Origin of the sequence: Sphaerisporangium sp. NPDC051017 (genome assembly GCF_040683095.1) — a bacterium.
GTDB lineage: Bacteria > Actinomycetota > Actinomycetes > Streptosporangiales > Streptosporangiaceae > Sphaerisporangium.
The window spans coordinates 1-25,313 of sequence record NZ_JBFBCI010000022.1 but is presented as its reverse complement, the minus strand read 5'-3'; the positions used below and the strand labels follow the sequence as shown (position 1 = coordinate 25,313).

Here is a 25,313-nt window from a genome sequence, read left to right as displayed (position 1 = left end):
TCCGAAAGGTTTCGGCAGACGGCCGGGTGTTTTTTGCGGAACGACCCCGTTCGCCGCCGTGAACCCCTCGCCGGCCTTCCACGAGGAGGTCGAGCCGGCGCCCGGCGCGACGTGGAGCCACCGCTACCGCGTGGTGATCGGGGACGGGTTCTGGGACCAGCGGCGGCTGGAGGCGTACGTGCGCGACCATCCCCTCGAACCCGCCCCCCTAAGGCACCGAGGCTAGGGCACTGAGCGGATCTTCCAGACCAGGCCGGCGCCGAGGAGCGTCAGGGCGCCCGCCGTCAGGTACAGGACCGGGTAGCCGCCGAGGCTCGCGACGATCGGCCCGGCGATCACGGGGGCGAGGACCTGCGGGCCCGAGTTGGCGATGTTGATCACGCCGAGGTCCTTGGCGCGGCCCGCGGCGGCGGGCAGCACCTGCGTGATCAGGGCATTGTCCACCGACAGGTAGACGCCGAAGCCGACACCCATGACGGCCGCGGCCACCATGACGACCGTCCACTGCGGCCAGAGGGCGAGCATCACGGCGGGGACCGCGCTGATCGCGCCGGACAGCGTGACGAGCGTCCTGCGGCGCCCGAGCCGGTCGGAGATCGCGCCGGCGGCCACCGTCGTGAGGATCACCGCGACCGTGTAGATCAGGATGAGGACGAGCAGGCCGTCCTCGGCCTTCGCGCCGGGGAACTCCCGTTCGTAGTGCACCGCGTCGGTGAGGAAGTACAGCAGGTACAGCAAGGTGACGGCGTTGCCGAGCTGCATCAGGAACCGGGTCAGCCAGGCCCAGGCGAAGTCGGGATGGGCGCGGGGGCTGATCCAGAAGCCGCGCAGGAAGCCGCCCGCGCTGAACGGCGGGCGGTGCCCGGCGGGCAGCGGCGGGTCGGGCGTGGCGAGGACGAACGGCAGCGCGCACAGCGGCACGAGCGCGCCGATCATCAGAAATCCGGCCCCGGTGGTCGTGACCACCGTCGTCACCAGCACGACGGCCAGCACCACGCCCAGCGTCTGCGGGATGCCGATCCACCCCGACACCGCGCCGCGCTGGCGTACCGGGACGTGGTCGGGCACGCCCGCCGTCAGCGCGGCCTGCATCGCGTTCAGCCCGGCCTGGGCCAGGCACCATCCGATCACGACACCCGCCACCGTCCCCTGGACGGCGAGCAGGACGAGGCCGAGGCCGCCCGCGAGCGCCCCGAGCAGCGTCCACGGGTGACGCCGGCCGTAGCGGCCCGCCGTCCGGTCGGACAGGGCTCCGGCCAGTGGGTTGGACACCATGGCGACCGCGGCGCCGATGCCGGTCACCCACGCCAGTGCCGTCTCCTTGCCCGCGGGGGCGACCGCCTCCATCTGCTGCGGCAGCAGCACCTGCAGCGGGCCGAAGTAGCCCATCCACAGCGCGAGATTCGCCAGCGAGATGAGGCCGATCCAGCGCGGCCCCACCCGGGTCACCGGCTCGGCGAGCGCCAGGGGGACGTCTGCGGGCGACTTCACGGGGGGTGGCGTGCTCACCGGCATAGCTCCTAGTGATGAGGGGTGCTGGGATAGTAGTCTCGGCGGCCCCCGCGAGAAACCCCCTCCGTACGATCACTCTCTTCTCCTGAGCCACTGGCCTTGCGGACGCACCGCCCCCGTGGAGATGGCACGATGGCAGCATCCGACAAATCCCCAGGAAGGTCACTTCGCGGTGAGGCGATTCCTTACGGTGCTGCTCGCGGCTTGTGCGGCCCTGGCCGTGGGGGCGGCGCCCGCGCTGGCCCACAACGTGCTGACAGGGAGCGACCCCAAGGACGGCGCCCGGTTCGCCGCCATGCCCGGCCACGCCACGCTGACGTTCGACCAGCCGGTGCGCGCGGACTTCGCCCAGATGGCGCTGACCTTTCCCGGCGGGCAGGTCTCCAAGCTGGACGTCCGGGTCTCCGGTGACGATGTGATCGCCACGCTGCCGTACTCCGACAAGCCCGGCGCCTACCTCATCGGGTATCAGATCCTCTCCAACGACGGCCACCCCGTGAGCGGGAAGATCGGCTTCACGCTGGACGCGCCGGCCGGCGCGGCGCCGCCCTCGCCTCCCGTCCAGACCTCGACGGGGGCGCCCGTGGCGGACCAGGTCGCCGCGGTCCCGGCGAGCGGCGGCGGCTGGGTGTGGGGGCTGCTCGTGGTCGCCCTGCTGCTGTCCGGGCTCGGCATCCTCGTCGTCGCCCGTCAGGGACGCCCGGTGAGGGGCGAGGGCGCGTGACCACGACCGGCGCGGGCCAGGGCCCCGTCTCCACGACGCCGGCCGAGGCCGCCACCCTGACGGAATCCGGGTCCCCCTCGGTCTCGACGTCCACCTCGGCCTCCGGTCCGCTCGATCCGGATTCCGCCGCACGCGTGGCTTCTCCCGAGGTGGGCGTGCGGTGGCCGCCCGCGTGGGCGATGGCGGGCGGCGCGCTGCTGACCCTGCTGGTCGCGACGTGGTGGACGCTGCCGGGGGCCGTTCCGGGGCTCGCCGCGCCCGGCCCGCTGATCGAGTACGGCCTGCCCGTGGCCCGGCTGGCCCTGGACCTGTGCGCGCTCGCGACCGTGGGCCTGAGCCTGCTGCCGAGGTTCGTGGGCTTCGACGATCCCGAGCGGACGGAGGCGATGCTGTCCCGGGCGCGGAGCTGGGCGGTCCTCGCGGCGTTCGGGTGGGCGCTGGCCGCCCTGACGGCCATGGTGCTGAGCGCCGCAGAGGTGACCCCCGGCGAGGCCCCCGACCCGGCCGCGTACGTCGCCCGCATCGGCGCCGGCCAGGGGCTGGTGATCAGCGCGGCGTGCGCCCTGGTCTACACATGCTTCGGGTTGCTGGCCGTGCGCTTCGGCGAGAAGGTCCCGGCCGAGCTGCGGATCGCCGTGGCGATCTTCGGGCTGCTGCCGCTGCCGGTCAGCGGCCACGCGTCCAACTGGTACTGGCACGACATCAGCATGGTGTCGATGGAGCTGCACGTCGCCGCGGCGTCGGCGTGGACGGGGGGCCTGGTGGCGCTGGGCGTTCTGCTCGCCCGCGACCGGGAGCTGCTGGCCCGCGCCCTGCCGAGGTTCTCGCGGCTGGCCACGGTCGCGCTGGTGGTGGTCGCCGTGTCCGGGCTGTTCAACGGGCTGATCGAGCTCGCGCTCTCGCCCACGACGCGGCTTCCCGGTTCGCTGTTCACCACCCACTACGGGCTGCTCGTCGTCGCCAAGACCGTGTTCGCGGGCGTGATCGCGGCGCTGGGGGCCAACATCCGCTGGCGCCTGCTGCCCGGGGTCGCGCGGCGGGAGGCCACGGCGTTCGCCGCCTGGGCGCTACTGGAGATCACCGTGATGGGCCTGGCGTACGGCGTCGCGGTCGCGCTGACCCGCGCCGCCGTCGTCTGACCTGTTCGGGGCGCGGCGGTGTTCTGGAGGAGGAGGGAGGAAGGGGTGAGGAACGAGCCCCTTCCGAGTGACGACGGAAGAACACCGCCTAAAGGAGCGCCCCGAACCGCCGTGCCGGAGGCGCGGCAATAGGCACAGGGCGCGGCGGTGTTCTGGAGGAGAAGGGAGGAAGGGGTGAGGAACCAACCCCTTCCGAGTGACGACGGAAGAACACCGCCTAAAGGAGCGCCCCGAACCGCCGTGCCGGAGGCGCGGCCACAGGCACAGCTCCCCGCACGAGGGGGCTAGGGGGTGGCGGGAGCGCGAAGGGGCGGGACGGCGGCGTCCGCGGTGGCCGGTCGGCCGCCCGAGCGCCCGCGGGTGAAGCGCTCGGCGCCGTACCAGGCCGCGGCGAGCAGGACCGCGCTGACGGGCGCGGAGGCGACCATGAACGGCGGGGCGTCCAGCAGGAGGTCCTGGATCGCGAGGCCGACGTAGACGGCGGCGGTGACCAGCACGGCGCCGGCCGCCGCGCGGACGGCGGGGACGCGCAGAATGAACGCGACGTCCACGCACACGGCCGCGGCGAGCAGGAAGAACGGCACGGCCGACGGCGGGAAGTGGAACGCGTACAAAAGCGGCCAGATGGCGGTCCTGAAGGCGACGTAGACGCCCGCGACAGCTGTGGCCGTCCACCTGCGGCCGACCAGCGTGCGCGCGAGGACCAGGACGAGGACGGCGGCGACGCCGAACCACATCGGGTACACCCAGTCGGGGACGGGCAGCGAGAACTTCTCGACCATGCCGCGGTCGACGGCCCGGCCCATCTGGTTCGCGGCGAAGTCCAGCAGCGTCTTCTCGGCGTACGGCTGGTGCCGGTCCCACGAGGCGAGCTCCAGGACGCCGTACTCCTGGTGCTCGCTGGGGAACAGCACGTTCTCCAGGAAGAACACGAAGAAGCCGCCGAGCACGATCGAGCGCAGGCGGCCCGGGGCCGCGTACACGTACCACCCGCGGATCACGCCCGTGATCATGAAGGCGGTGCCGAGGTAGAGGAGCACGTGGGAGGGGCTCCACGAGGTGATGTCGACGCCGTTCACCCGGTGGTTGATCAGGTCGATGGGGATCGCGATCAGGAACGTCCCCGTGCCCCACTGGATCAGCCGCTGCGCCGGGCGGTCGACGCCGTAGCCGGTGTAGGAGTGCACGATCGTGAGGGCGACGACGATGGCCGTCCCGACGCTGTTGATCAGGTGCGGAGGGGCGAAGTCGTCGCGCAGCCACTTGAAGTGCCAGGAGACGTCCCAGGAGGCGCCGAGGACCTTCAGGATGAAAGCGGCGATCCACCCGTAGTAGAGGACGCGGAACAGGTCCGGGGGCGTCTCCCTGCCCGCCGGTCCTCGCGTCCAGTACGGCAGGGCCCACTCGACCATCTGAGTGACCCTGTCCTTGATGCGTGCCCTCGGCTTCACGCGAAGAAATGATGCCGGTCCTCGACATGTACCGCAATCGGGGTTTACCCGGAGATCCCGCTCGCGGGAGGCGCATCTCAGCGAGCTCTCAGGGCGGATCAGTAGGCTCGCGGTCATGAAGCTTTGGGGGAGGCGGTCCGCCGCGTTGATCACCGCGGCGCTCGTGGCGGCCGGGGCGGTGGTGTGGGCCCTGTGGCCGTCGCCCCCGCCGCCGACAGGGCTCGACCAGATGATCCCCGTGGTGGACGGCCCGCGCGACGACCAGCGGGTGACGCTGGACACCACGTTCTTCCCGCCCGCCGGGGGCGGCAGGCGTCCCGCGATCCTGCTCGCCCACGGGTTCGGCGGCAGCAAGGCGAGCGTGCGCGACGAGGCCGTGCGGCTGGCGCAGGCGGGGTACGCCGTTCTGACCTGGTCGGCGCGGGGCTTCGGCGCCTCGACCGGCCAGATCGCGCTCAACTCCCCCGACTACGAGGTCAAGGACGTCAAGCAGCTGATCGACTGGCTCGCCAAGCGGCCCGAGGTCCTGCTCGACAAGCCCGGCGACCCGCGCCTCGGCGCCGCCGGGGGCTCCTACGGCGGGGCGATCACGCTGATGGCCGCCGCCTATGACGACCGCGTCGACGCGATCGTCCCGCAGATCACCTGGTACGACCTCGCCGACGCGCTGTTCCCCGACGCCACGGGCGCCGGGCCGCGCGACGGCGTGTTCAAGCGCATGTGGGCCGGGCTGTTCTTCACCCGCGCGGTCGATTCCCCCCTCGCGCCCGGCGCGGGCGGCGCGGCGGCGCTCGCGGCGGGCGGGGCGGGCGGGGCGGGCGCGTCCGGCCGTCCCGGCCCCTCCGGCGGGCCGCAGGACGTCCAGTGCGGGCGGTTCCTCCCGGAGATCTGCGCGATGTACACCGAGGTCGCGTCGACCGGCCGGGCCACCGACGCCGCCGTCCAGACGCTGCGCCGGTCCAGCCCCGTCTCGGTGCCGGGCAGGATCCGCGTGCCGAGCCTGCTGATCCAGGGCAAGCGCGACTCGCTCTTCCCGCTCGGCCACGCCGACGCCAACGCCAAGGCCATCGCCTCCACCGGCGCCCCCGTGGAGGTCGCCTGGTTCGAGGGCGGCCACGACGGCGGGGACGGCGAGGCCGACTGGGTGGCCGGCCGCACGATCGGCTGGTTCGACCGCTGGCTGAAGAAGGAAGCCCCCTCCGGAGGCGACGCCGCGCAGGCATTCACCGTCACCCGTGACGGCGGGCGCGATCCTGGCACCCGGCGTCCCGTGCTCGTCCACGCGGTTTCCGGGAAATATCCAGGGTTGTCCGGCACGGCGGCCACGCCGGTCGCGCTCGCCGGCCCCGCCCAGCCGGTGGCCGTCCCGCCCGGCGGGTCCCCCGCGTCGATCTCCAGCGTGCCGGGCATCGGCGGGCTGCTGGGCAACCTCGGCGGCTCGGCCGGAGGCGGGCTGACGCTGGACATGCCGGGCCAGGCCGCCGCGTTCGAATCGGCCCCGCTGACCGCGCCGCTCGACGTGACCGGCACGCCGGTGGCCGATCTCACGGTGAGCGGCGAGGGTGAGGTCACGCTCTTCGCCAAGATCTACGACGTCGGCGGGCAGCGTCCCGCGCTCCCGCAGGGCCTGGTGGCACCGTTCCGCGTCACCGCCCGGCCGGAGGGCACGCCGGTCAGGGTGACGCTTCCGGCGATCGACTACCGCTTCGCCGCCGGGCACCGGCTGCGCCTGGTGGTGAGCACCACCGACATGGGGTACGCCTCGGGCACCGCCCCGGCCGTGTTCCGCGTCGCGGCCTCCCCGGCACCGCTGACCGTCCCGACCGATCCGGCGCTCAAGGCCGCCGCGGCGGGCCTGTCATGGTGGACGTGGGCGCTGCCACTCGCCGCGCTCGTCGTCGCCGTCGCCCTGGGGCTGACCGGGCGCGCCCGGCGCCACGACGCGCCGGACCCCGCGCTCGCCGACGTCCCACTGCAGATCACCGGCCTCACCAAGAGGTACCGCAACGGCGAGCTCGCCGTGGACGATCTGTCGTTCCGGGTCGAGCGGGGCCAGGTCCTCGGCCTGCTCGGGCCGAACGGCGCGGGCAAGACGACCACGATGCGCATGCTGCTCGGGCTGATCCACCCGGACGCGGGAGAGATCCGCGTCTTCGGGCACCGCGTGACGCCGGGCGACGCCGTGCTCGCCCGGCTCGGCTCGTTCGTCGAGGGCCCCGGGTTCCTGCCCCACCTGTCCGGCCGGGAGAACATCGACCTGTACTGGCAGGCGACGGGACGCCCGCGCGAGGAGGCCCACATCGAGGAGGCCCTGGAGATCGCCGGGCTCGGCGCGGCCCTGGACCGCGCGGTGCGCACGTACTCCCAGGGCATGCGGCAGCGCCTGGCCATCGCGCAGGCCATGCTCGGGCTGCCCGATCTGCTCGTGCTGGACGAGCCCACCAACGGGCTGGACCCGCCGCAGATCGCCGAGATGCGCCGCGTGCTGATCCGCTACGCCGCGCGCGGGCGCACGGTGATCGTCTCCAGCCACCTGCTGGCCGAGGTCGAGCAGACCTGCGACCACGTCGTCGTCATGCATCGCGGCCGTCTGGTCACGGCGGGCCCGGTCACCGACCTGCTCGCCGCGAGCCCGTCCAACGGCGCGCCGGGCCGCCTGGAGGACGTCTTCCTCGACCTGATCGGCACCAAGCCATGACGACGGGCGCGCGCGGCCAGGGCGTCGGAGAACACGCACCCGACACGGGAGACGAAACAGCCGGAATGAGCACAACGGGCAAGGCGAACGAAACGACCGGGGCCGCGGAGGACGACACCGGAAACGGCGTCAGCCCCGCAGACACGACCGCCGGAAACCCGGCAACGGCGCGTAAAGGGCCGCCCGACCGGAACGCGGATTCGGCCGGGCGCGACTCGGAAACGTACGAAGCCGGGCGCGATTCGGGAAGAGATGCGACGGGTCGAGGCTCGGGAACCTACGCGGCGGGGCGCACTCTGCCGTTGCGGGTGGAGATCGTCCGGCAGTTCCGGCGTCGCCGCACGCTCGTCATGTTCGGCCTGCTGCTGGCGCTGCCGTGGATCCTCGTGGTGGCGTTCTCGTTCGGCCCCGCGCCGACGCAGCAGAGCACCCTGCGCCTGTCCGACCTCGCCACGCAGGGCGGCCTGAACTTCGCCGCGTTCACGCTGTCGGTCTCGGCGACGCTGCTGCTGGTGGTGGCCGTGGCCCTGTTCTGCGGGGACACCGTGGCCAGCGAGGCGAACTGGTCGTCACTGCGCTACCTGCTCGCCGCGCCGGTTCCCCGGGACCGCCTGCTGCGGCAGAAGCTCGTGGTGGCGCTCGGCTACTCGGCGGCAGCGGTCATCATGCTGCCGCTCATGGCGTTGCTGGCCGGCACGGTGGCCTTCGGCTGGAACGACATCCGCCTGCCGGGCACGGGCGAGGCCATCGCGGCCACGACGGTCCTGCCGCGCTTCGGCATCGTCATCGGCTACGCCCTGGTGAGCCAGCTCGTCGTGGCGGCCCTGGCGTTCCTGCTCTCGGTGAACACCGACTCCCCGCTGGGCGCGGTCGGTGGCGCCGTCGGGCTGGTCATCGTGAGCAACATCCTCCAGGCGGTCGAGGCGCTCGGCGTCATCCGCGAGTTCCTGCCGACCTTCTGGAACACGGCCTGGCTGGACGCCCTCGCCCCCGAACTCGACTGGAGCGGCATGCTCAAAGGTGCCTCCCTGTCCGTCACCTACGCCGCCATCCTCACCGCCCTGGCCTTCCGCCGCTTCCGCAACAAGGACGTCGTCTCCTGACCAACCCCACCTCCTCCTGACGGCGTCCACCGCCCCCCGGCGGCCGTTTTGTGGCAATTGGGGGTGGTGGGTGGTGACTTTCTGCTAGGGCAAAGTGGGTTTGAGGGAACATTGGTGGCGCTGGTCTGAAATGATCCTCTCGGTAATCCTGTCGGACATCGAGAATGACGGACAGTGACTGATGCCCCCCATCGATCAATTGACAACGTACGCGGCGGCCAACCCGCTCGGAGCGGCCATCATCTGCGTGTCCGCTCTGGTCGCCCTCGTGCTCGCGTTCTTCGCCCTTCGCGCGGCCTACCGCGCGGCATCCAGCGGATACCGCAAGTTCGCCGAGAACCGTCCGGCTGAGGACATCCTCACCATCGTCGCGGCCAGCATCGCGACCGGGGTGTCCGCGCAGGGCATGTGGCGCTTCTCCGGTGACGTGCTCGGCTTCGACGGGCCGCTGCGCCTGCTTCTCTTCGCGTTCATCGAGGTCGCGGTGATCACCAGCGCGGTGCGCGCGCGCCGCAACATGCGTGAGAACTACTCGGCCGGCATCGACGGCATGGCGGTGTGGGTGCTCACCGGCCTGTCGGCGGTGCTGTCCAGTCTGGACGCCCGCAGCCTCGCCGAGGCCATCTTCCGGCTCGCCGCCCCGCTGGTCGCCGCGTGGCTGTGGGAGCGCGGCATGGCCATCGAGCGGCACCGCATCACCGGCCGTTCCCGCATCAAGTGGCGGTTCACCCCGGAACGGGCGATGGTCCGCCTCGGCCTGGCCGAGGTCAGCGACCGCACCGTGACCGAGGTGGACGCCCACCGCCGGCTCACCCGCGTGGCCCTGGCCGCCAAGCGCGCCCGCGCGCTGCGCGAGGCGGGCGCCTCCGACCGTAAGATGCGGACCGCGCTCGCCAAGCTGGACCGCGTGATGGACCAGGCCGTGGAGCACACCGGACTCGCGGTCGACCCGGGCCGCCAGGAGGCGCTGCTGTCGCAGATCGGCGCCCTGTACAACACCAGCGCCCTCATCGACCTGCGCCCGCCCGTCCCGTGGGAGCCGGAGCCGGAGGAGCCGCCCGCGCCGCACGCCCTGCCCGTGGCGGGCACTCGTGCGGCCTACATCGAGGACGACGACGATGACGCCGTGACGGCGGCCCCGCAGGTGGTCGACACGGCCCAGCGCGCGGCCCTGATGCGCGCGGCGCGCCAGTACTGGGACAAGCAGATCGAGCGCAGGTTCGTCCCCCGCGCGGCGGACATCGCCAAGGAGACCGGCATCTCGCTGGCCACGGCCCGGGAGTACCGCGCCCTGTGGAAGCTGGAGCCCCGGGCGCACGCGCTGATCGAGGCCGCCTACAACGAGCACGGCATCATCGACACCGGGACGTTCCCCGCCATCGTGGTGCCGGACGGTTCCGACTCGGGCGACCGCTCCGACCGCTCCGACCGCTCCGACCGCTCCGACCATGAGGAGCCGGTGCTGAGCATGAACGGCTCCGGCAGCATGAACGGCTCCGGCCCGGCCCACACGGCCGGCGTCTGAGCGCCGCGCTCACCGATGTGAGGACGGCGAGAAGCCGCGGCCCGGAGGCAGGAGCCTTCGGACCGCGGCTTTCGCGGTGGGCCCGGCGGACGTTTCCGCGCGGCCCGGACGACGGGCGTCAGTCCCAGTGCGGGGGTCGCTCCTCCAGCAACCGGGAGACGTCGTCTGACGAGCGCCACTCGCCCCAGCCGGAGTCGGTGTCGTCGCTCGTCTGGTCGGGTAGCACCGGCAGCCCCTCTTCGGAGAGGTCCACCGGACGCAGGTCATCCGGCTCATGCACAGTCACGGGCCCAATGCTACGCGCCGCTGGCGAGGTCTGATCGCTGCCCCTGTCAAGGCTTCCTCGATTCCCCCCAAAAGTGATTCCCGGCTCGTTGCCGTGCACCGATCGTCAGGCTCCACATCTCGGGCGTGCTCACGCCCGCGGGCACCGCGCGGAACCGCCCGCGCGGGTACGATACGGAAGCAGGTAGAACGCCGGAACGACCCCCACGTGAGGCGGCCATGGCATCGCCGGGAGCATGGCGAAGAGACGGAAACCTCCCCGCGGAGCTCACCAGCTTCGTCGGCCGAGACCGGCTGCTCGCCGCCCTCAGGCAGCGCCTGCTGGAGGCCCGCCTGGTGACGGTGACGGGCATCGGCGGCGTCGGCAAGTCGCGCACGGCGCTGCGCGTCGCCCACCAGATGCTTCCGCAGTTCCGCGACGGCGTCTGGTACGCCGACCTGTCCCGCCTGCAGGACCCGTTCATGGTGCCGCACGCGGTCAACGCGGCCCTCGGCATCGCCGACCAGTCGGCCCGCCCGGAGACCGAGACGCTGGCCGACTGGCTGGCCGGGCGCGAGCTGCTGCTGGTCATCGACTCCTGCGAGCATGTCCTGGCCGCGACCGCGGAGCTCGTCGAGCGGGTGCTCCGCGCCGCCCCGGGCGTGCGGGTGCTGGCGACCAGCCGGCAGTCCCTCGCCGTCCAGGGCGAGCAGTCGGTCCCGATCGCCCCGCTGCTGGTGCCGGGCGATGACCGCGACGAGAGCCCGTACCTCAACGAGTCGGTCCAGCTTTTCGCCGAGCGCGCCTCGGCGGTCGTCCCCGGGTTCGTGGTGGACGAGGAGAACGTCACGGCCGTCTCCGAGCTGTGCCGGCGGCTGGACGGCATCCCGCTGGCGATCGAGCTGGCGGCGGTCCGCCTGCGGGCGCTGTCGGTGGAGCAGATCCTCGCGCTGCTGATCGACCGCTTCAGCCTGCTCGCGGGCGCCAGCCGTACGGCGCTGCCGCGCCACCAGACGCTGCGCGCGGCGATCGGCTGGAGCCACGAGCTGTGCGAGCCGGCCGAGCGGCTTCTGTGGGCGCGCCTGTCGGTGTTCTCCGGCGACTTCGAGCTGGAGGCCGCCCAGTACGTCTGCTCCGGCGAGACCCTGCCGGAGGCCGACGTGATGGACCTGATCTCCGGCCTGATCGAGAAGTCCATCCTGCTGAGCTCCAGCGAGCGGCCGGGCGTCCGCTACCGGCTCATCGACACGCTTCGCCAGTACGGCGGGGAATGGCTGGACAAGCTCGGCGAGACCGACGCCACGCGCCGCCGCCACCGCGACTACTACCTGGGGCTCGCCGAGCGCGGCGAGGGCGCGTGGTCGGGGCCGAGGCAGGTCTACTGGTTCGGCCGCATGCGCCAGGAGCACGACAACATCAGGTCCGCGCTGGACTACTGCCTGCGCGACCCGGCCGAGGCGAGCACCGGTCTCACGCTGCTGTCCTCCCTGTGGTTCATGTGGGTGGCCTGCGGGTTCGCCCGCGAGGGCCGCCTGTACCTCGAACGGGCGCTGGTCGCCTCCCCCGATCCGAGCCGGCAGCGCTGCAAGGCGCTGTGGGTGCTCGCGTACGTCCGCAGCGCGCAGGGCGACACGGCGGGGGCGCTGGAGGCGGCGGAGCAGTGCGCGAGCGACGCGGTGCGGGTGGGCGACTCGATCGCGGTGATCCTGGCCACGAAGATGCAGGGCACCGCCGCGTGGCTCCAGGGCGACCTGCGCAAGGCGACCGCGCTGATCGGCGTGGCGATCGAGTTCCACCGCAGCGGGCGCGAGCTGAACCCCGGCCTGCTTCCCGCCATCGTGGAGCTCGCGGTGGTGCTCACCCAGCAGGGCGAGCTGGAGGAGGCCGAGGGGCTGCTGCGCGACTGCCGCCAGCTCTGCGCCGAGCGCGGCGAGCTGTGGCTGCGGTCGTACGCCGTCTGGGCGACCTCGGCGATCGAGCGCATGACCGGTCGCACCGCGGACGCCGTGTTCAGCGCCCAGGAGGCTCTGCGCATCAAGCGGCACTTCCACGACGTGCTCGGGGTCGTGGTGGCGATGGAGACGCTCTCCCAGCTCGCCCTCGACCAGGGGGACGCGGCGCGGGCGGCGCGCATGCTGGGCGCGGGGCAGGCGAACTGGCAGATGTTCGGCCTGCCGCTGTTCGGCTCGCCGTTCTTCGGCACCGAGCACGAGCAGTGCGTCAAGGAGTGCAAGCGCCTGCTCGGCGAAGAGGCCTACGCCGAGGCCTACCGGCAGGGCGCGCGCATGGAGTTCGAGGAGGCCGTGAGCTACGCCATGGGCGAGGCCGAGCCGGACGACGCCCACGACGGCGCGGCGTGACGACCCACAGTGACGACCCCACAGTGACGACCCCCGCGTGACGGCCCGCGCGGGGCGGTCTCGTCTCCGCGGGACGGCGTCGATACGCGGACGGGCCGTCAGTTGTGGCCGCGGACGGGCAGGGTGGTCCCCTTCCAGGCGCGGGTGTACCTCGTGCTGGTGAGCGAGTAGGCCACGCTGCCGCTGACCCAGTGTTCGAGGCCGCGCACGTAGGCCGTCACCGCCTCCGACCCCAGCCCGGCGAGTTCGTCGCGCAGGGACAGCATGCGGGCGACGGACTGGTCGCGCATGCGGCCGATCTGGTCCATGGCGTTCTGGATCGACCGGTCGCCGTGCCGGGCCAGGACGCTGACCAGGTTGTTCCCGGCGTTCACGCCGTCGCGCTCCTTGGCGTAGGACAGCAGGTCGTTGTCCCAGACCACGACGTCGTTGGCGCACTCGGTGATCGCGCGCACCCACGGGTGGCGCCACTCGCCGGGGGTGAGGGCGTGCCCGGTGGCGAGGTCGATGAGGGCGAAGACGGTCAGCATGGCGCCGGTCCTGCGCCGCATGAAGACGTAGTCGCCGTAGGTGGGGACGACGGCGTCCTCGCGGTTCGCGGCCTCCCAGACCTGGGCGAACAGGTAGTCCTTGGTGACGGTCCGCCACCGGTCGAGCTGGTCGGCGTCCCCGGCCGCGCCGACGCGGGCCATGATGTCGCGCATCGCCCGCGCGAAGGGGCCCTCCACGGGGATCCCGGCGTCGGAGTCGTCCAGGACGCAGAGCAATTGCGGCAGCGCGCGGGCGATTTCGGCGGCACGCCGGTCGGACTCGCAGAAGGCGTCGTCGAAGGCGAAGAGCCACACGCACCAGTCGGTCACCAGTCGGAGCGCGTCGTACGGGGCGTAGGGGTAGGTGCGGGCGCCGAGGATTCCGTAGGCGGCCTCGCGGTAGCGCTCCAGCTCGGCCTGGTCGACGATCATTCGGCTGGCCCGCAGCCAGGAGAAGGTCTCCCGGTCGACCTGGGCGGCGTACGGGCTGATCAGACTGGGGAAAGGGCTCGACAAATCGGGTAGAAGCATCTGGGAATGCGCTAAATCAGCCATCCCCACATCATGGCAACAAAGACAGCCCGTAACCACTCCGCGACGGGTCCGTATGTGACATTATCGGCCTTTGTCCGCGAACAATGCCAGGATTTCGGTCTGCCCGAACATCCGCGCGGTGTCGGCCGCCGACGGCGACCCCTCGGACGGATCGGCCCCGGCCTCCAGGAGCGCCCGCACCACATCGGGCTGCTTCTTGAGGACCGCGCCCGCCAGCGGCGTCTGCCCGCGCTCGTTGGCGCGCCCCGGATCGGCCCCGCGCTCCAGCAGGGCCCGGACGGTCTCGGCGTGGCCGTGGTAGGCGGCGAGCATCAGCAGCGTGTCGCCCTTGTCGTTGTGGAGGTCGGCCGGGACCCCCGCGTCGACGTAGGCGCACAGCCGGTCGGTCTCCCCCGATCTCGCCATCTGGAACAACCGGGTGGCCAGCTCCACGACGTCCGCGTCGCCGGCGTCGCCCTCAGCGCGGTGTGGCACGTCATCCATTCTGCCCAGGCGGGTGCGGGGGCCCGGACGGCGGGTGGCGGACAGCGGGTAGCGGGCGACTCGCCCGGCGGAATCCTCGCCACATCCCATAGGTTCTCTCTTGAGAGACGAAAGAAAGGCTGGGACCCAAGGTGTTCGACCCGACGGATCTTTACCGGCTCAGCGGCGACGTCCCTGAGCTGACCGATCCGGTGCTGCTCTACCACTTTGACGGTTTCGTGGACGCCGGAGGGGCCGGAAGGCTCGCCGTCGGCCACCTGCTCGCCGAACTGGAGCACCGGGTCGTGGCGACGTTCGACGTGGACCGCCTCCTCGACTACCGGTCGCGGCGCCCCCTGATGACCTTCGACACCGATCGCTGGGTCGACTGCGAGACGCCCGAGCTGGCCGTCCACCTCGCCCACGACGCGACCGGGACGCCGTTCCTGCTGATGAGCGGCCCCGAACCCGATCGCGAGTGGGAGCTGTTCACCGAGGCCATCGGCGCCCTCGTCACCCGCCTCAACATCGGCAAGCTGGTCACCGTGCACGGCATCCCCATGGCCGCGCCGCACACGCGTCCTCTCGGGGTGACCGCGCACGGCACGCGGCCCGAGCTGGTCACCGGGCCCGGCAGCCCGTTCGGCAAGATCCAGGTGCCGGGCAGCGCGGCGGCGCTGATCGAGCTGAGGCTCGGCGCCCGGGGGCACGCCGCCCTCGGCTACGCCGTCCACGTCCCGCACTACCTCGCCCAGGCCGAGTACCCGCGGGCGGCGGTGACGGCCCTGGAGGCGGTGACCCGCGGCACCGGGCTGGTGTTCCCGATGGACGGCCTGCGGGACGCCGCCGAGAAGACCACGGCCGAGATCGAGGAGCAGATCGTCGCCTCTGCGGAGCTGTCCACGGCCATCCAGGGCCTCGAACAGCAGTACGACGCGTTCACCGCCGGGGCGGAGCGCGAGAACCTCATGGCCGAGACCACGCCGATGCCCACGGGGGACGAGCTCGCCGCGCAGTTCGAGCGGTTCCTCGCCGAGCGCGACGAGAGCGACTCATGATCGCCACCGGCCTGGTCGGGTACGGCACGGCCGGAGAGTTCTTCCACGCCCCGCTGATCGCCGCGGCGGACGGGCTCCGGCTCGCCGCCGTCGTGACGCGCGACCCGGAGCGCGCGGCCCGCGCCGCCCGTGATCATCCGGACGCGCGGGTCGTCCCGTCCGCGGACGATCTGCTCGGGCTCGGCCTCGACCTGATCGTGATCGCCTCGCCCAACCGGACGCACGTCCCGCTGGCGCGGGCGGCGCTGTCGGCGGGCCTGCCGGTCGTGGTGGACAAGCCGCTGGCCGCCACGGCGGCCGAGGCGCTGGAGCTGGCCGATCTCGCGCGCGAGCGCGGCGTGATGTTGACGGTGTTCCAGAACCGCCGCTGGGACGGCGACTTCCTGACGCTGCGCACCCTCGACCTCGGCGAGGTCCACCGCTTCGAGTCGCGGTTCGAGCGGTGGCGGCCGGTCCCCAAGGGCGGCTGGCGCGAGAACGGCGGCCCGGAGGAGCTCGGCGGCCTGCTGTACGACCTGGGCAGCCACCTGGTGGACCAGGCCCTGCGCTACCTCGGCCCGGCGACCGACGTCTACGCCGAGACCGACGTCCGGCGGGCCGGCGTCGGCGCGGACGACGACGCCTTCGTGGCGCTGACGCACGCCTCGGGCGCGCGCTCGCACCTGTGGATGAGCTCGGTCGCCGCCCGGCTCGGGCCGCGCCTGCGGGTGCTCGGCTCGCGCGCCGCGTACGTCAAGTGGGGGCTTGATCCACAGGAGGAGCGCCTGCGGGCGGGCGAGCGGCCGGGCGGCCCCGGCTGGGGTACCGAGCCCGCCGACCGCTGGGGCGTGCTCGGCACCGACGCCGAGAGCCGCCGTGTCGAGACCGTGCCGGGGGCCTACCAGGAGTTCTACGCCGGGGTGGTGGCCTGCCTGCGGGACGGCGCGCCGCCGCCGGTGGACCCGGCCGAGGTGGCCGGGGCGCTGGCCGTGCTGCACGCCGCGCGGACCTCGGCCGCCGAGCGCCGCGTCGTCGCGCTGGACCCCTCTGCGGGCCTGATTCAGGCGAGCAGGGGGGCCTGAATCGCCTGAATCTAGCCGAGCAGGCGGACGCGCAGGGCCGCCGCGTCGTCGGGCGTCCAGCCGTTACGCTCCAGCCAGCCGAGCGGCCCGCCGTAGGTCTCGTCGAGCACGCCGAGGAAGTACTCCATGTACTCCGGCCGCGGCAGGTGGTTCTCCGCGGGCTGGGCGTCCAGGTCGTCCCGGTAGGTCGAACTGGCCCGCAGCCGCGCGAGCAGGGGCTCCAGCCGGTCGCCGGTGGCCGCGTAGTCGGCGACGATCGCCTCGCGGGCGACGCCGGCCACCGAGAGCGCCAGCGCGCTGACGACGCCCGTCCTGTCCTTGCCGGCCGCGCAGTGGACGATGGCCGCGCCGTCGCCCCGGGCGAGCACCCGCAGCGCGGCGAGGACCGAGTCGGGCCGGTCGCGCAGGTAGGCGTGGTAGAAGCCGATGACCCGGACCTCGGCCAGGTCGTGCTCACGCTTGCCCTGCCAGGGGAGCACCCGGTCACCGTCGATGCGGCGACGGCGGCGCGTGTCGTCGGCGAGGTCGCCGGTGTCGGCCTCGACGTCGGTGTGGCGGCCACCTTCGGCGAAGAGCGTCAGGTGATGGATGCCGACCTCGGGTACGCGGGTCAGCGGGCCGGGGCCTTCGAGGGCGACCTCGGCGTTGGAGCGCAGGTCGATCACGTCGCGGAGCTTCATCTCGCCGACGAGCTTTCGCACGTCGGCCTCCGTCAGTCCCTGCAGGTTGTCCGAGCGGAGCACCCGCCCGAACTGTGTGGTCCGGCCGTCCTCCGTGGGGAGACCGCCGAGGTCCCTCACGTTCACGGCCCCGTCAAGGGCTATCCACCTCGTTAGTTCGTTCATCAGTTGCCAGCCTATATGCGCTGTATGTCCGCGTGGAGAACGCGGCGCGGGGCAAAGCGTCAAAAGACATGTCCATCACGTGGCGATCGCCACCGTGACGCGGGCGCGTTCGTGGCGTGAGGACCGGCCGGCCGTGCCCGAGACCGCGCGGCTCGGCGGGCAGGCACGGGGAGGTGGAGCGCGTGTTCCGCGCGAGCGTGGACGAGGCCTGGCTGGGCGGGGAGCCACCTGCTCTCGGCCGACCGGCCGTCCGCCAGAGGTCCAGAGGTATGGGCCGTGGTGGTCGCACCCCGGTGGACCTGGGCGGCCGTGGCCCGAAACACCCGCTTAACCAGTGACCTCCCGTGCATTCACATGCCCTTAATTGAGCTACCCGAAAGCACACAATTCGGTCAGTGTGCCTAATACGCTCGTTTCACCAGCAATTGCGCTCGCAACACACCGTCCCCTTTAATCTCCTTCTGGACATCGTGATTCGGTCCACGCCGGCCACTACCTCGGGGCACCTCGGAAGGAACCAGTCGATCCGTCATGACCGCGCTCATCGAGGTCCGTGACGCGAGCGTCCGCTACCTTTCCACCGGCCAGGCCGCGCTCGGCGCGACCTCGCTGACCGTCAACCCCGGCGACCTCACGCTGGTGAGCGGGCCGTCCGGATGCGGCAAGAGCACGCTGCTGCGGCTGCTCAACGGGCTGATCCCGCACGCCTACCGGGCCGAGGTCTCCGGCGAGGTGCTCGTCGGCGGCCGTCCGGTCGCGGGCAGGACGATCCGCGACATCTCCACCATCGTCGGCACCATGCTCCAGGACCCGCGCCGCCAGATCGTCGGCACCACCGTCGCGGCCGAGATCGCGTTCGGCCCGGAGAACCTCGGACTGCCCCGCGAGGAGATCCGCCGCCGCGTCGGAGACGTCGCCGCCCGCGTCGGCGTCACCCACCTGCTCGACCGGGCGACCGCCGGGCTCAGCGGCGGCGAGCTCCAGATGGTGGCCTTCGCGGGCGTGCTGGCGATGGATCCGCGGGTCGTGGTCGTGGACGAGCCGCTGGCCAACCTCGACCCCGCCGCGAGCCTGCGTCTCATGCGCGAGATCAGGAGGTTCGTCGACGAGGGCGGCGCCGCCGTGGTCGTCGAGCACCGCGTCGAGGAGATCCTGGAGTTCGAACCGGACGAGGTGCTGTACCTGGAGGACGGCGCCCCCCGCTACCTCGGCCCCGTCGAGGGTTTCCTGCGCATGGCCCCGGCCGGCGACGTCAACCTGCCCTTCCCGACCCTGGTGTCCCGCGCCGGCGAGCTGCCCGCCGTGACCCCTCCGTCCCGCCGCGAGGGCGGTGCCGCACCGTCAGGGCAGGCCGTGCCCCGCCTGGAGTACCGGCGGGTCGCCCTCGCGTACGGCCCGCGCACGGTGCTCGCCGACGTCGATCTCGCCCTCGACGCGCGTGAGCGGGTCGCGGTCCTCGGGCCGAACGGCGCCGGCAAGTCCACGCTGCTGCGCGCCGCCGTCATGCTCGTCGCCGCCGCGCGTGGCGAGGTGCTGGTGGACGGGTCCCCCGTGGCCGGCCGCTCGACCGTCAGCCTCGCCACGACCTTCGGCTACGTCTTCCAGAACCCCGGGCAGGCCCTGTTCAGCGCCACCGTCGGCCAGGAGCTCGCCTTCGGCCCGCGCAACCTCGGCCGCGACCCCGAGGAGATCGCCAGGGACTCGGCGGACGTCCTGCGGGCGATGCTGCTCGACGGCGAGAAGGACATCATGGACCGGCCGCCTAGGACGCTGTCGTTCGGGCAGCAGCGCCGCCTCACCGTCGCCCTGGCGCTCGCCATGCGCCCGCGCACGCTGATCCTGGACGAGCCCACCGCCGGGCAGGACCTGCGCACCACCACGGCGTTCCTCGGTCACGCCCTCGCGGCCGAAAGCGTGGAGAGCGTCTACTTCATCACCCACGACGTCGACCTCGCCCTGACCTACGCCGACCGTGTCGTCGTCGTGGACGGCGGGCGGGTGGTCGCCGACGCCTCCCCCGCCGAACTGGCCCGTGACGAGAGCGTCTGGTCGGGGGCCGGGCTGCGCGCCACGAGCCTGGTGCGCGCGGTCCGCGACCATCCGCCGGCCCCAGCCGGGTCGATACCTCACCCGTTCGACCTCGCCCGCGACCTCGCATTCCGTACACCGGGTACGGACGCGCACAGTTCCAACCCGTCCCCCGAGGAAGGAACCACCCCCTCATGAGCGCAGACGCCGCGGCCCGCCGAGGGCCGTTACTGGAGATATCGTCACGCACGGTCGTCTACGGCGCGGTCGGCGCGGCCCTGTACGCCGCGCTCGGCCTGTTCAGCTTCCTCATCCCCGGCACCCAGTACGTCACGGTGCGTCCCGCCTTCGCCCTGGTGCCGTTCTTCGGCAAGCGGTTCGGCGTGGTCGCGGGGTTCTTCGTGGGCTTCGTCGGCAACGTCGTGATCGACCTGATCCAGGGCGGCGGCCTGACGTACTTCAACTGGAGCGTCGCCAACGGCCTCGTCGGAGCCGTCGCGGGGCTCATCTTCGCCTACCTGCCGCCGATCGCCAACGAGGCCCTGCGCCTGGTGGTGACCGCCCTCGGGGCCCTGGTCGCCACCGCCGCCGGCCTGCTGTTCGTCATCACCGACATCCCGCTGCAGGGCATCGACTTCAACACCTTCCTGACGCTGAACTACGGGCCCGCGCTGCTGGCCGACGCCGTCGCCGTCGTCATCCTCACCCCGGCGCTCGACGCGATCTGGGAGCCGCTGTCCAAGCGCGCCGGCCGGTGACCTGATGGACGTCACGCCGCGCTACCTGGGCGCGGGCTCCTTCCTGAGCCGCCGCGATCCGCGCGTGCTCCTGCTGGTGCCCGTGCTGTACCTCGCGGCCGTGGCGGGCGTCGACGACCTGCGCCCGGTGCTCGCCTGCACGGTCGTCGCCGTGCTGTACTACCGCGCCGCGGGCATCCCATGGCGCGGCGTGCGGGCGAACTGGACGTTCATGCTGGGGTTCACCACGCTGCTGGTCCTCGCGAACAGCGTGCTGACGCCGGCGGACACGCGCTCCGGGGGGAGCGTCCTGTTCACCGTCCCGCTCGCGCACACCGACGTGACCTGGGCCACGCTGTCGTACGCGGCGACGATCCTGGTCCGGTACGTCTCCCTGGCCCTGGTCGGCTTCCCGGTGGCGTTCGCCATCGCGCCCGCCGACTTCGGCGTGGCCTTCGCGCGGCTCGGGCTCTCCCAGCGCCTGGCGTACGGGGTGGACCTCACCTTCCGATTCCTGCCCTCGACCTGGGCGAGCCTGCGCGAGACCGTGGACGCCCAGCGCCTCCGCGGGTACGAGCACAGCCGCAGCCGCAACCCGGTCAAACGGCTCCTCACGCTGAAGCCTGTGGTGGTGCCCGTGACGGTGAACGCGCTGGTCGACGCCGAGGACACCGTCAACGCCATGGACCTGCGCGCCTTCGGCGGACGGCACCGCACGTGGACGCGCGAGCTGGCCTTCGACCGCGCCGACCGGCTCGTGCTCGGCGGCTTCGCCGCGATGGCCGCGGCCATGACCGTCGCCCGATTCCTCGGCCTCACGGGGACGGTATGGGTCCCGTGAGCGACGCGGGCGAGGCGGTCGGCCTGTCCGCCGGGCCGGGCCGGATCGGCTCCCTGGACGCCGGCGCGCGCTGCGACTTCGCCGTCTTCAACGTGGATCCCGGCGACCCCGGCGACCCGGACCCGTACCGCACGCTCATCGAGGACGGTCCGGGGCGGTGCGTCGCCACGGTCACCGGCGGCGTCCACACCGGCCGCGACCGCCTCGCGAACTTCACCCCGGAGGTACCACGTGGGCGCTAGCCTCACGTCGACGATGACCAGACTCGGCGGCCTGTTACGCGGGCTCCTCGCGCCGGCGACCCGTGCCGGCGATCTGGCCCGCCGCCAGAGGACGCTGCGCTTCAAGCTGTACTCGCTGCTCAGCCTGCCGATCGTCGCGCTGATCCTGCTCTGGACGTTCATCACCGGCCACCTGATGAGCGACCTGTTCGCGCTGCGCAGGGCCGTCACGCAGTTCGAGCAGGTCGCGGCGCCCGCCTCCGCCCTGGCCGACCGCCTGCGCGAGGAGCGCCACCGGTCCGCCGTCGTCCTCAGTGGGACGGGCCCCGACGGCGGGCGCCTGGCGACCGCCCGGCAGGAGACCGACCGGGCCGTGGTGCTGCTCCACCAGCGCGCGACCTCCCAGGAGGGATCGAGCGCCACCGGGCCCGACATCGTGGACGACCTCACCGCGCTGGAGCGCGAGCTGCAACGGCTCGGCGGCCTGCGGGAGCAGGTCGACTCCCGCGCCCTCGACCGGCTGGGCGCCGTCCAGCAGTACACCGAGATCCAGCGGTCGCTCTACCGGATGACCGACGGGCTGGTGACCGTCCCCGACCCCGCGCGGTACCGGCAGGCGAACGGGCTGCAGACCATCGCCGAATCACGCGAACTGCTGTCCCAGGAGGACGCCCTGCTGTCCGGCGCGCTGCTGCGCGGGCGGCTCGGCGCCGAGGAGCAGCGCCTGTTCGCCCAGATCGTCGCCGCGCGCAGGCTCCTGTTCGACCGCGGCACGCAGCAGCTCGACCCCGAGCTGCGGCGGCCGTACGACGATCTGCTCGCCTCCGCCGACTACAAGCACCTCACCGCCATCGAGAACGAGGTCGGCGCGCGGCGCGCCGCCTTGGGCCAGGCCACCGCGTGGAAGGGGCTCGCCGGGACGCTCGGCACGCGCGTGGACCGGCTCACCGCCGACCGCACCGCCCTGCTGAACTCCCTCGCCGACGGCGTCTCCTGGGGCATCGTCGCCCAGATCGTCATCGCGGGCGGGCTCGGGCTCGTCGCGATCCTGCTGGCCGTGGCCCTGTCCGCGCGGCTCGGCCGGGGCCTGGCCCAAGAGCTCGCCGACCTGCGCAGCGCCGCCCTGGACCTCGCCGACGTGCGGCTTCCCGGCGTCGTCCGCAAGCTACGCGACGGCGAGCCCGTCGAGGTCGACACCGAGGCACCGCCGATCCACATCACCGGCACCACCCTGGAGGTGCAGGACGTCGCCCAGGCGTTCTCGACCGTGCGCCGCACGGCCGTCGAGGCGGCGGTCGGGCAGGCGGACCTGCGCAAGGGCGTCAGCCTGGTCTTCCGCAACCTGGCGCGGCGCAACCAGTCGCTGCTGCACCGCCAGCTCACCCACCTGGACACGATGCAGCGCAAGACCAACGCGCCCGACGCCCTCGCCGACCTGTTCCGGCTGGACCACCTGACCACGCGCATGCGCCGCCAGGCCGAGGGTCTGATCATCCTGTCCGGCGCGCCCGCCGGCCGCGCGTGGCGCAAGCCGGTGCCGATACACGACGTGGTGCGCGGCACGGTGGCCGAGGTGGAGGACTACACCCGCGTCACCGTCATGCCGATGTCGGACGCCTCGCTGGTCGGCACGGCCGTCGCCGACGTGATCCACCTGCTGGCCGAGCTGATCGAGAACGCGACGGTGTTCTCCCCGCCCAGCACCCAGGTCTACATCAAGGGCGACCTCGTCGGCCGGGGCTTCGCCGTCGAGATCGAGGACCGCGGCCTCGGCCTGACGCCGGAGGCCCGTGAGGAGATCAACCGGCGGCTGGCCGACCCGCCGGAGTTCGACCTCACCGACAGCGACCGCCTCGGCCTGTTCGTCGTCAGCCGCCTGGCCGCCCGCCACGGCATCACGGCCTCCCTGCGCCGCTCCCCGTACGGGGGCACCACCGCCGTCGTCCTGCTCCCCCACGGCCTGGTGATCCCCGCGGGCCTGGACGACGAGCTCACCGGCCCGGACACCGGCTCGATGCCCGCCGTCATCGCCCTGGAGCAGGGCTCGGACCCGACCAACCGCCGCTGAGGTCCCGTCTCGTCAGGGCTTCGTCAGGGCTCCATCAGGGCTTCGTCAGGACGCGGCGAAACCGGCACCGTCTTCGCCTGATCCGCCGGGCGCCGGGCTACTGGACGCGGCCCTCGGCCAGGACGGTGACCAGCTCGGGGATGCCGTCGATGATCACATCGGCCCGCCGTGCCTCGGGGCGCTCGGCGTGCAGGTAGCCCCAGGGGCCCCTGCGGAGCAGGGCCGTGCGCATACCCGCCTCGGCGGCGGGGAGCACGTCGTTGTCCAGCCGATCCCCGACGTAGAGGATCTCACCCGGCTCGCGGCCCGCCACGGCGGCGACCTTGGCGAAGAACTCCGGGTCCGGCTTGCTGACACCCCAGCCCGCCGAGGTGTGAATGCCGTCCACCGGCAGGTCCATCGCGGCGAGCTGGTCGTACGCCTGCGGGGGCTGGTTGCCGGCGATGACCAGCTCGTACCCGGCCTCCCGCAGCGCGGCGAGCCCCGGCCGCACGTCGGGGTACAGGTCGTCCTCGTCGAAGTTCTCCCGCAGCCCGCCCGGCTCCTCCCGCCGCCAGGCGTCCAGCTCGGCGGACAGGTCGATGCCCGGCCGCACGACCTGGAAGGCGTCGCGGTGGGACCGGTCGAGCGCAGCCATCCCCCCGAGCACGCCCATCATGACGAACCGGGGCACCCCCAGCCGGTCGGCCCACCGCGACCAGATGCGCGTCTCGTCGACCAGCGTCTCCCCGACATCGAACACCAGCGCCCGGACCACCACGACTCCCCCTCCTCAACGCACTACCCGGACCCTACTCGCCGCTCATCCCCGCAGGCCCACCGAGGGCGACCGCATCTCTGATATCCGAGCACCTGTTCAGTGATTACCGAGATACTCAGCGTGTCCACTTAACTACGAAGGGGCAGGAAAGATGGTCATGATGCCGCGAAGGTCGCACACGAAACCTGCCGTTCCCCCGGACCCGACTTCTCGGCCGGAAGCCGAACCCGAGCCCACGCTCGAGCCGACGACGATCGACGGCCAGACGGGGAGTGCCTCGGAGATCGCGCCGCGACCGTCCCCCGGCGCGAGGTCGCACGCGAAGCTGGCTCCGACGCCGGAGACGGCGGGCCGGCCACTGCCGACGACTCCGAGAGAGCTCTTCGACGCCCTACCTCCCCTTCCCCTCCGCACTGAAATCATCAACGGGAGAATGCTCGTGAGCCCTATGGGCACTCCCGAGCACGCCGATGCCGCGATGAACCTTTGCCGCGCCCTGTGGCCGATCATTGACGCACACGGATTGGACGCGTTCACCGGCAACGTCGACGTCTGCATCGACGGTCCCCGTGATCCCGTCGTTCCGGACTTCGTGCTCGCTCCCCCCGACTGCCCGCGATGGGGGCGTGAGCTGCTTTCGTCCGGCCTGGTCATGGTGGCCGAGGTCGTCTCGCCCGGCAGCGTCCGCGAGGACCGCGAGGACAAGCCCGACCTCTACCGAAATGCGGGCCAGTGCTCCGGCCGTCAGGCCGGGGGTGAAGGCCCGCGCGGGAGTGCCCGCTAGAGCGCGAGCGTGCCTTCACCCGCAGGTCACAGTGGGCGTTGCTGCTGCTCGATGTACTGCTTGACTACCGTGAGCGGTGCACCGCCGACTGATCCGGCGAAGTAGGACCCGGACCAGAAGTGCCCACTCCACAGGTACTGGCGGACATGCGCGGCATACTCCTTGCGCAGGAGCCGTGCCGAGACGCCCTTGAGACTGTTGACCAGTTTGGACAGGGCGACCTTCGGCGGGTGGTGGATCAGCAGGTGGACATGGTCGTGTTCGCCGTTGAACTCACGCAACTCGACCTCGAAGTCCGCGCACACCTCCCGCATGATCTCCTCGCAGCGGGCCGGCATCTGGTTTGTGCCCCCGCCGATACTTGGTGACGAACACCAAGTGCGCGTGAAGGTCGTAGACGACATGCCGTCCGCTGCATACATCAGGGTTCGGTTTCCCTCGCGGTGACGCAACGAAACGATACGATCACGGTGTGGCGAAGGTAAAGCAGACGCGGGCGCATGTGGCCCGCCTGGAGTTGAGCACGGCCCAGGCGGCGGTGCTGGACGGTCAGGCGCACACCGCCCGCGCGCTGTGGAACCTGCTG

Annotated in this window: 21 protein-coding genes and 2 pseudogenes; 15 read left to right on the top strand and 8 right to left on the bottom strand. The window is 72.4% G+C overall.

Going from position 1 to position 25,313, the window contains the following annotated elements; all coding sequences use genetic code 11:
- Positions 1–13 precede the first annotated feature (13 nt).
- Positions 14–226 (top strand): annotated as a pseudogene (locus tag AB0M95_RS19195) (DUF6807 family protein); the annotation flags it as partial.
- Here the strand turns inward: AB0M95_RS19195 and AB0M95_RS19190 are convergent.
- Positions 223–1,509, bottom strand: a complete 1,287-nt coding sequence (locus tag AB0M95_RS19190; RefSeq protein ID WP_363766059.1) for an MFS transporter — start codon at positions 1,507–1,509, stop codon at positions 223–225. The pseudogene AB0M95_RS19195 and the gene AB0M95_RS19190 sit on opposite strands and share 4 nt — an antisense overlap.
- Before the next feature lie 175 nt (positions 1,510–1,684).
- Here AB0M95_RS19190 and AB0M95_RS19185 point away from each other — a divergent pair, with 175 nt between their 5' ends.
- Both AB0M95_RS19185 and AB0M95_RS19180 read left to right on the top strand, forming a co-directional pair.
- Entirely contained in the window at positions 1,685–2,236 is a 552-nt protein-coding gene (locus tag AB0M95_RS19185) for a copper resistance CopC family protein (RefSeq protein WP_363766056.1), read from the top strand.
- Positions 2,233–3,375, top strand: coding sequence for a CopD family protein (locus tag AB0M95_RS19180; protein WP_363766053.1), 1,143 nt, complete (start codon positions 2,233–2,235; stop codon positions 3,373–3,375). Before AB0M95_RS19185 ends, AB0M95_RS19180 begins: the two co-directional genes overlap by 4 nt.
- A gap of 284 nt (positions 3,376–3,659) precedes the next feature.
- Here the strand turns inward: AB0M95_RS19180 and AB0M95_RS19175 are convergent, their stop codons facing one another.
- Positions 3,660–4,826 carry a hypothetical protein gene (locus AB0M95_RS19175; protein WP_363766050.1) on the bottom strand — a complete coding sequence of 389 codons (1,167 nt, stop codon included), beginning with the start codon at positions 4,824–4,826 and terminating at the stop codon, positions 3,660–3,662.
- A gap of 115 nt (positions 4,827–4,941) precedes the next feature.
- Here AB0M95_RS19175 and AB0M95_RS19170 point away from each other — a divergent pair, with 115 nt between their 5' ends.
- From AB0M95_RS19170 to AB0M95_RS19160, 3 genes are all read left to right on the top strand, one after another.
- Positions 4,942–7,524: an alpha/beta fold hydrolase gene (locus AB0M95_RS19170; RefSeq protein ID WP_363766047.1), complete on the top strand. Its 2,583-nt coding sequence runs from the start codon at positions 4,942–4,944 to the stop codon at positions 7,522–7,524.
- A 308-nt stretch (positions 7,525–7,832) separates the two neighbouring features.
- Positions 7,833–8,627 carry an ABC transporter permease subunit gene (locus tag AB0M95_RS19165; RefSeq protein ID WP_358510606.1) on the top strand — a complete coding sequence of 265 codons (795 nt, stop codon included), beginning with the start codon at positions 7,833–7,835 and terminating at the stop codon, positions 8,625–8,627.
- A 181-nt stretch (positions 8,628–8,808) separates the two neighbouring features.
- Positions 8,809–10,152, top strand: coding sequence for a hypothetical protein (locus AB0M95_RS19160; RefSeq protein WP_363766044.1), 1,344 nt, complete (start codon positions 8,809–8,811; stop codon positions 10,150–10,152).
- Positions 10,153–10,270: 118 nt separating this feature from the next.
- Here the strand turns inward: AB0M95_RS19160 and AB0M95_RS19155 are convergent, their stop codons facing one another.
- A complete protein-coding gene (locus AB0M95_RS19155) occupies positions 10,271–10,438 on the bottom strand; it encodes a hypothetical protein (RefSeq protein WP_181871229.1) in 168 nt (55 codons plus the stop codon).
- Positions 10,439–10,656: 218 nt separating this feature from the next.
- On the opposite strand from AB0M95_RS19155, the gene AB0M95_RS19150 reads away from it, so the two are divergent.
- A complete protein-coding gene (locus tag AB0M95_RS19150; RefSeq protein ID WP_363766041.1) occupies positions 10,657–12,777 on the top strand; it encodes an ATPase in 2,121 nt (706 codons plus the stop codon).
- Between the two features lie 98 nt (positions 12,778–12,875).
- Here the strand turns inward: AB0M95_RS19150 and AB0M95_RS19145 are convergent, their stop codons facing one another.
- Complete coding sequence (locus AB0M95_RS19145; protein WP_363766038.1) at positions 12,876–13,823, bottom strand: 4-epi-cubebol synthase; 948 nt, start codon at positions 13,821–13,823, stop codon at positions 12,876–12,878.
- A 99-nt stretch (positions 13,824–13,922) separates the two neighbouring features.
- Positions 13,923–14,345 carry an ankyrin repeat domain-containing protein gene (locus AB0M95_RS19140; RefSeq protein ID WP_358510618.1) on the bottom strand — a complete coding sequence of 141 codons (423 nt, stop codon included), beginning with the start codon at positions 14,343–14,345 and terminating at the stop codon, positions 13,923–13,925.
- A gap of 131 nt (positions 14,346–14,476) precedes the next feature.
- Here AB0M95_RS19140 and AB0M95_RS19135 point away from each other — a divergent pair, with 131 nt between their 5' ends.
- Complete coding sequence (locus AB0M95_RS19135) at positions 14,477–15,382, top strand: PAC2 family protein (RefSeq protein ID WP_363766035.1); 906 nt, start codon at positions 14,477–14,479, stop codon at positions 15,380–15,382.
- Positions 15,379–16,443, top strand: a complete 1,065-nt coding sequence (locus AB0M95_RS19130) for a Gfo/Idh/MocA family oxidoreductase (protein ID WP_358510624.1) — start codon at positions 15,379–15,381, stop codon at positions 16,441–16,443. Before AB0M95_RS19135 ends, AB0M95_RS19130 begins: the two co-directional genes overlap by 4 nt.
- Positions 16,444–16,454: 11 nt before the next feature.
- Here AB0M95_RS19130 and AB0M95_RS19125 read toward each other — a convergent pair whose 3' ends face one another.
- Positions 16,455–17,288: a tyrosine-protein phosphatase gene (locus AB0M95_RS19125; protein ID WP_363766032.1), complete on the bottom strand. Its 834-nt coding sequence runs from the start codon at positions 17,286–17,288 to the stop codon at positions 16,455–16,457.
- A 531-nt stretch (positions 17,289–17,819) separates the two neighbouring features.
- Here AB0M95_RS19125 and AB0M95_RS19120 point away from each other — a divergent pair.
- The 5 genes from AB0M95_RS19120 to AB0M95_RS19100 are packed head-to-tail and all read left to right on the top strand — an operon-like array spanning position 17,820 to position 23,183.
- Positions 17,820–19,514: an ABC transporter ATP-binding protein gene (locus AB0M95_RS19120; RefSeq protein WP_363766029.1), complete on the top strand. Its 1,695-nt coding sequence runs from the start codon at positions 17,820–17,822 to the stop codon at positions 19,512–19,514.
- Positions 19,511–20,074: an ECF transporter S component gene (locus AB0M95_RS19115; protein WP_363766027.1), complete on the top strand. Its 564-nt coding sequence runs from the start codon at positions 19,511–19,513 to the stop codon at positions 20,072–20,074. The genes AB0M95_RS19120 and AB0M95_RS19115 overlap by 4 nt, the downstream gene beginning before the upstream one ends.
- Positions 20,075–20,078: 4 nt before the next feature.
- A complete protein-coding gene (locus AB0M95_RS19110) occupies positions 20,079–20,894 on the top strand; it encodes an energy-coupling factor transporter transmembrane component T (protein WP_358510635.1) in 816 nt (271 codons plus the stop codon).
- Positions 20,882–21,136 carry a hypothetical protein gene (locus tag AB0M95_RS19105; RefSeq protein WP_363766024.1) on the top strand — a complete coding sequence of 85 codons (255 nt, stop codon included), beginning with the start codon at positions 20,882–20,884 and terminating at the stop codon, positions 21,134–21,136. The genes AB0M95_RS19110 and AB0M95_RS19105 overlap by 13 nt, the downstream gene beginning before the upstream one ends.
- Positions 21,137–21,149: 13 nt before the next feature.
- On the top strand, positions 21,150–23,183 hold the full coding sequence (locus AB0M95_RS19100; RefSeq protein ID WP_363766021.1) for a nitrate- and nitrite sensing domain-containing protein: 2,034 nt from the start codon (positions 21,150–21,152) through the stop codon (positions 23,181–23,183).
- Between the two features lie 97 nt (positions 23,184–23,280).
- Here AB0M95_RS19100 and AB0M95_RS19095 read toward each other — a convergent pair whose 3' ends face one another.
- The gene (locus tag AB0M95_RS19095; RefSeq protein ID WP_358511368.1) at positions 23,281–23,940 is read right to left on the bottom strand and encodes an HAD family hydrolase; all 660 of its coding nucleotides are present in this window, start codon (positions 23,938–23,940) and stop codon (positions 23,281–23,283) included.
- A 154-nt stretch (positions 23,941–24,094) separates the two neighbouring features.
- Here AB0M95_RS19095 and AB0M95_RS19090 point away from each other — a divergent pair, with 154 nt between their 5' ends.
- Complete coding sequence (locus tag AB0M95_RS19090; protein ID WP_363766018.1) at positions 24,095–24,727, top strand: Uma2 family endonuclease; 633 nt, start codon at positions 24,095–24,097, stop codon at positions 24,725–24,727.
- A 26-nt stretch (positions 24,728–24,753) separates the two neighbouring features.
- Here the strand turns inward: AB0M95_RS19090 and tnpA are convergent.
- Positions 24,754–25,105 (bottom strand): annotated as a pseudogene (tnpA, locus tag AB0M95_RS19085) (IS200/IS605 family transposase).
- Between the last annotated feature and the right edge of the window lie 208 nt (positions 25,106–25,313).

Coding starts and splice junctions, on each gene's coding strand:
- AB0M95_RS19170 (WP_363766047.1), top strand. CDS start 4,942: ATGAAGCTTTGGGGGAGGCGGTCCGCCGCGTTGATCACCGCGGCGCTC.
- AB0M95_RS19160 (WP_363766044.1), top strand. CDS start 8,809: ATGCCCCCCATCGATCAATTGACAACGTACGCGGCGGCCAACCCGCTC.
- AB0M95_RS19150 (WP_363766041.1), top strand. CDS start 10,657: ATGGCATCGCCGGGAGCATGGCGAAGAGACGGAAACCTCCCCGCGGAG.
- AB0M95_RS19140 (WP_358510618.1), bottom strand. CDS start 14,345: ATGGATGACGTGCCACACCGCGCTGAGGGCGACGCCGGCGACGCGGAC.
- AB0M95_RS19130 (WP_358510624.1), top strand. CDS start 15,379: ATGATCGCCACCGGCCTGGTCGGGTACGGCACGGCCGGAGAGTTCTTC.
- AB0M95_RS19125 (WP_363766032.1), bottom strand. CDS start 17,288: ATGAACGAACTAACGAGGTGGATAGCCCTTGACGGGGCCGTGAACGTG.
- AB0M95_RS19120 (WP_363766029.1), top strand. CDS start 17,820: ATGACCGCGCTCATCGAGGTCCGTGACGCGAGCGTCCGCTACCTTTCC.
- AB0M95_RS19115 (WP_363766027.1), top strand. CDS start 19,511: ATGAGCGCAGACGCCGCGGCCCGCCGAGGGCCGTTACTGGAGATATCG.
- AB0M95_RS19110 (WP_358510635.1), top strand. CDS start 20,079: ATGGACGTCACGCCGCGCTACCTGGGCGCGGGCTCCTTCCTGAGCCGC.
- AB0M95_RS19105 (WP_363766024.1), top strand. CDS start 20,882: ATGGGTCCCGTGAGCGACGCGGGCGAGGCGGTCGGCCTGTCCGCCGGG.
- AB0M95_RS19100 (WP_363766021.1), top strand. CDS start 21,150: ATGACCAGACTCGGCGGCCTGTTACGCGGGCTCCTCGCGCCGGCGACC.
- AB0M95_RS19090 (WP_363766018.1), top strand. CDS start 24,095: ATGGTCATGATGCCGCGAAGGTCGCACACGAAACCTGCCGTTCCCCCG.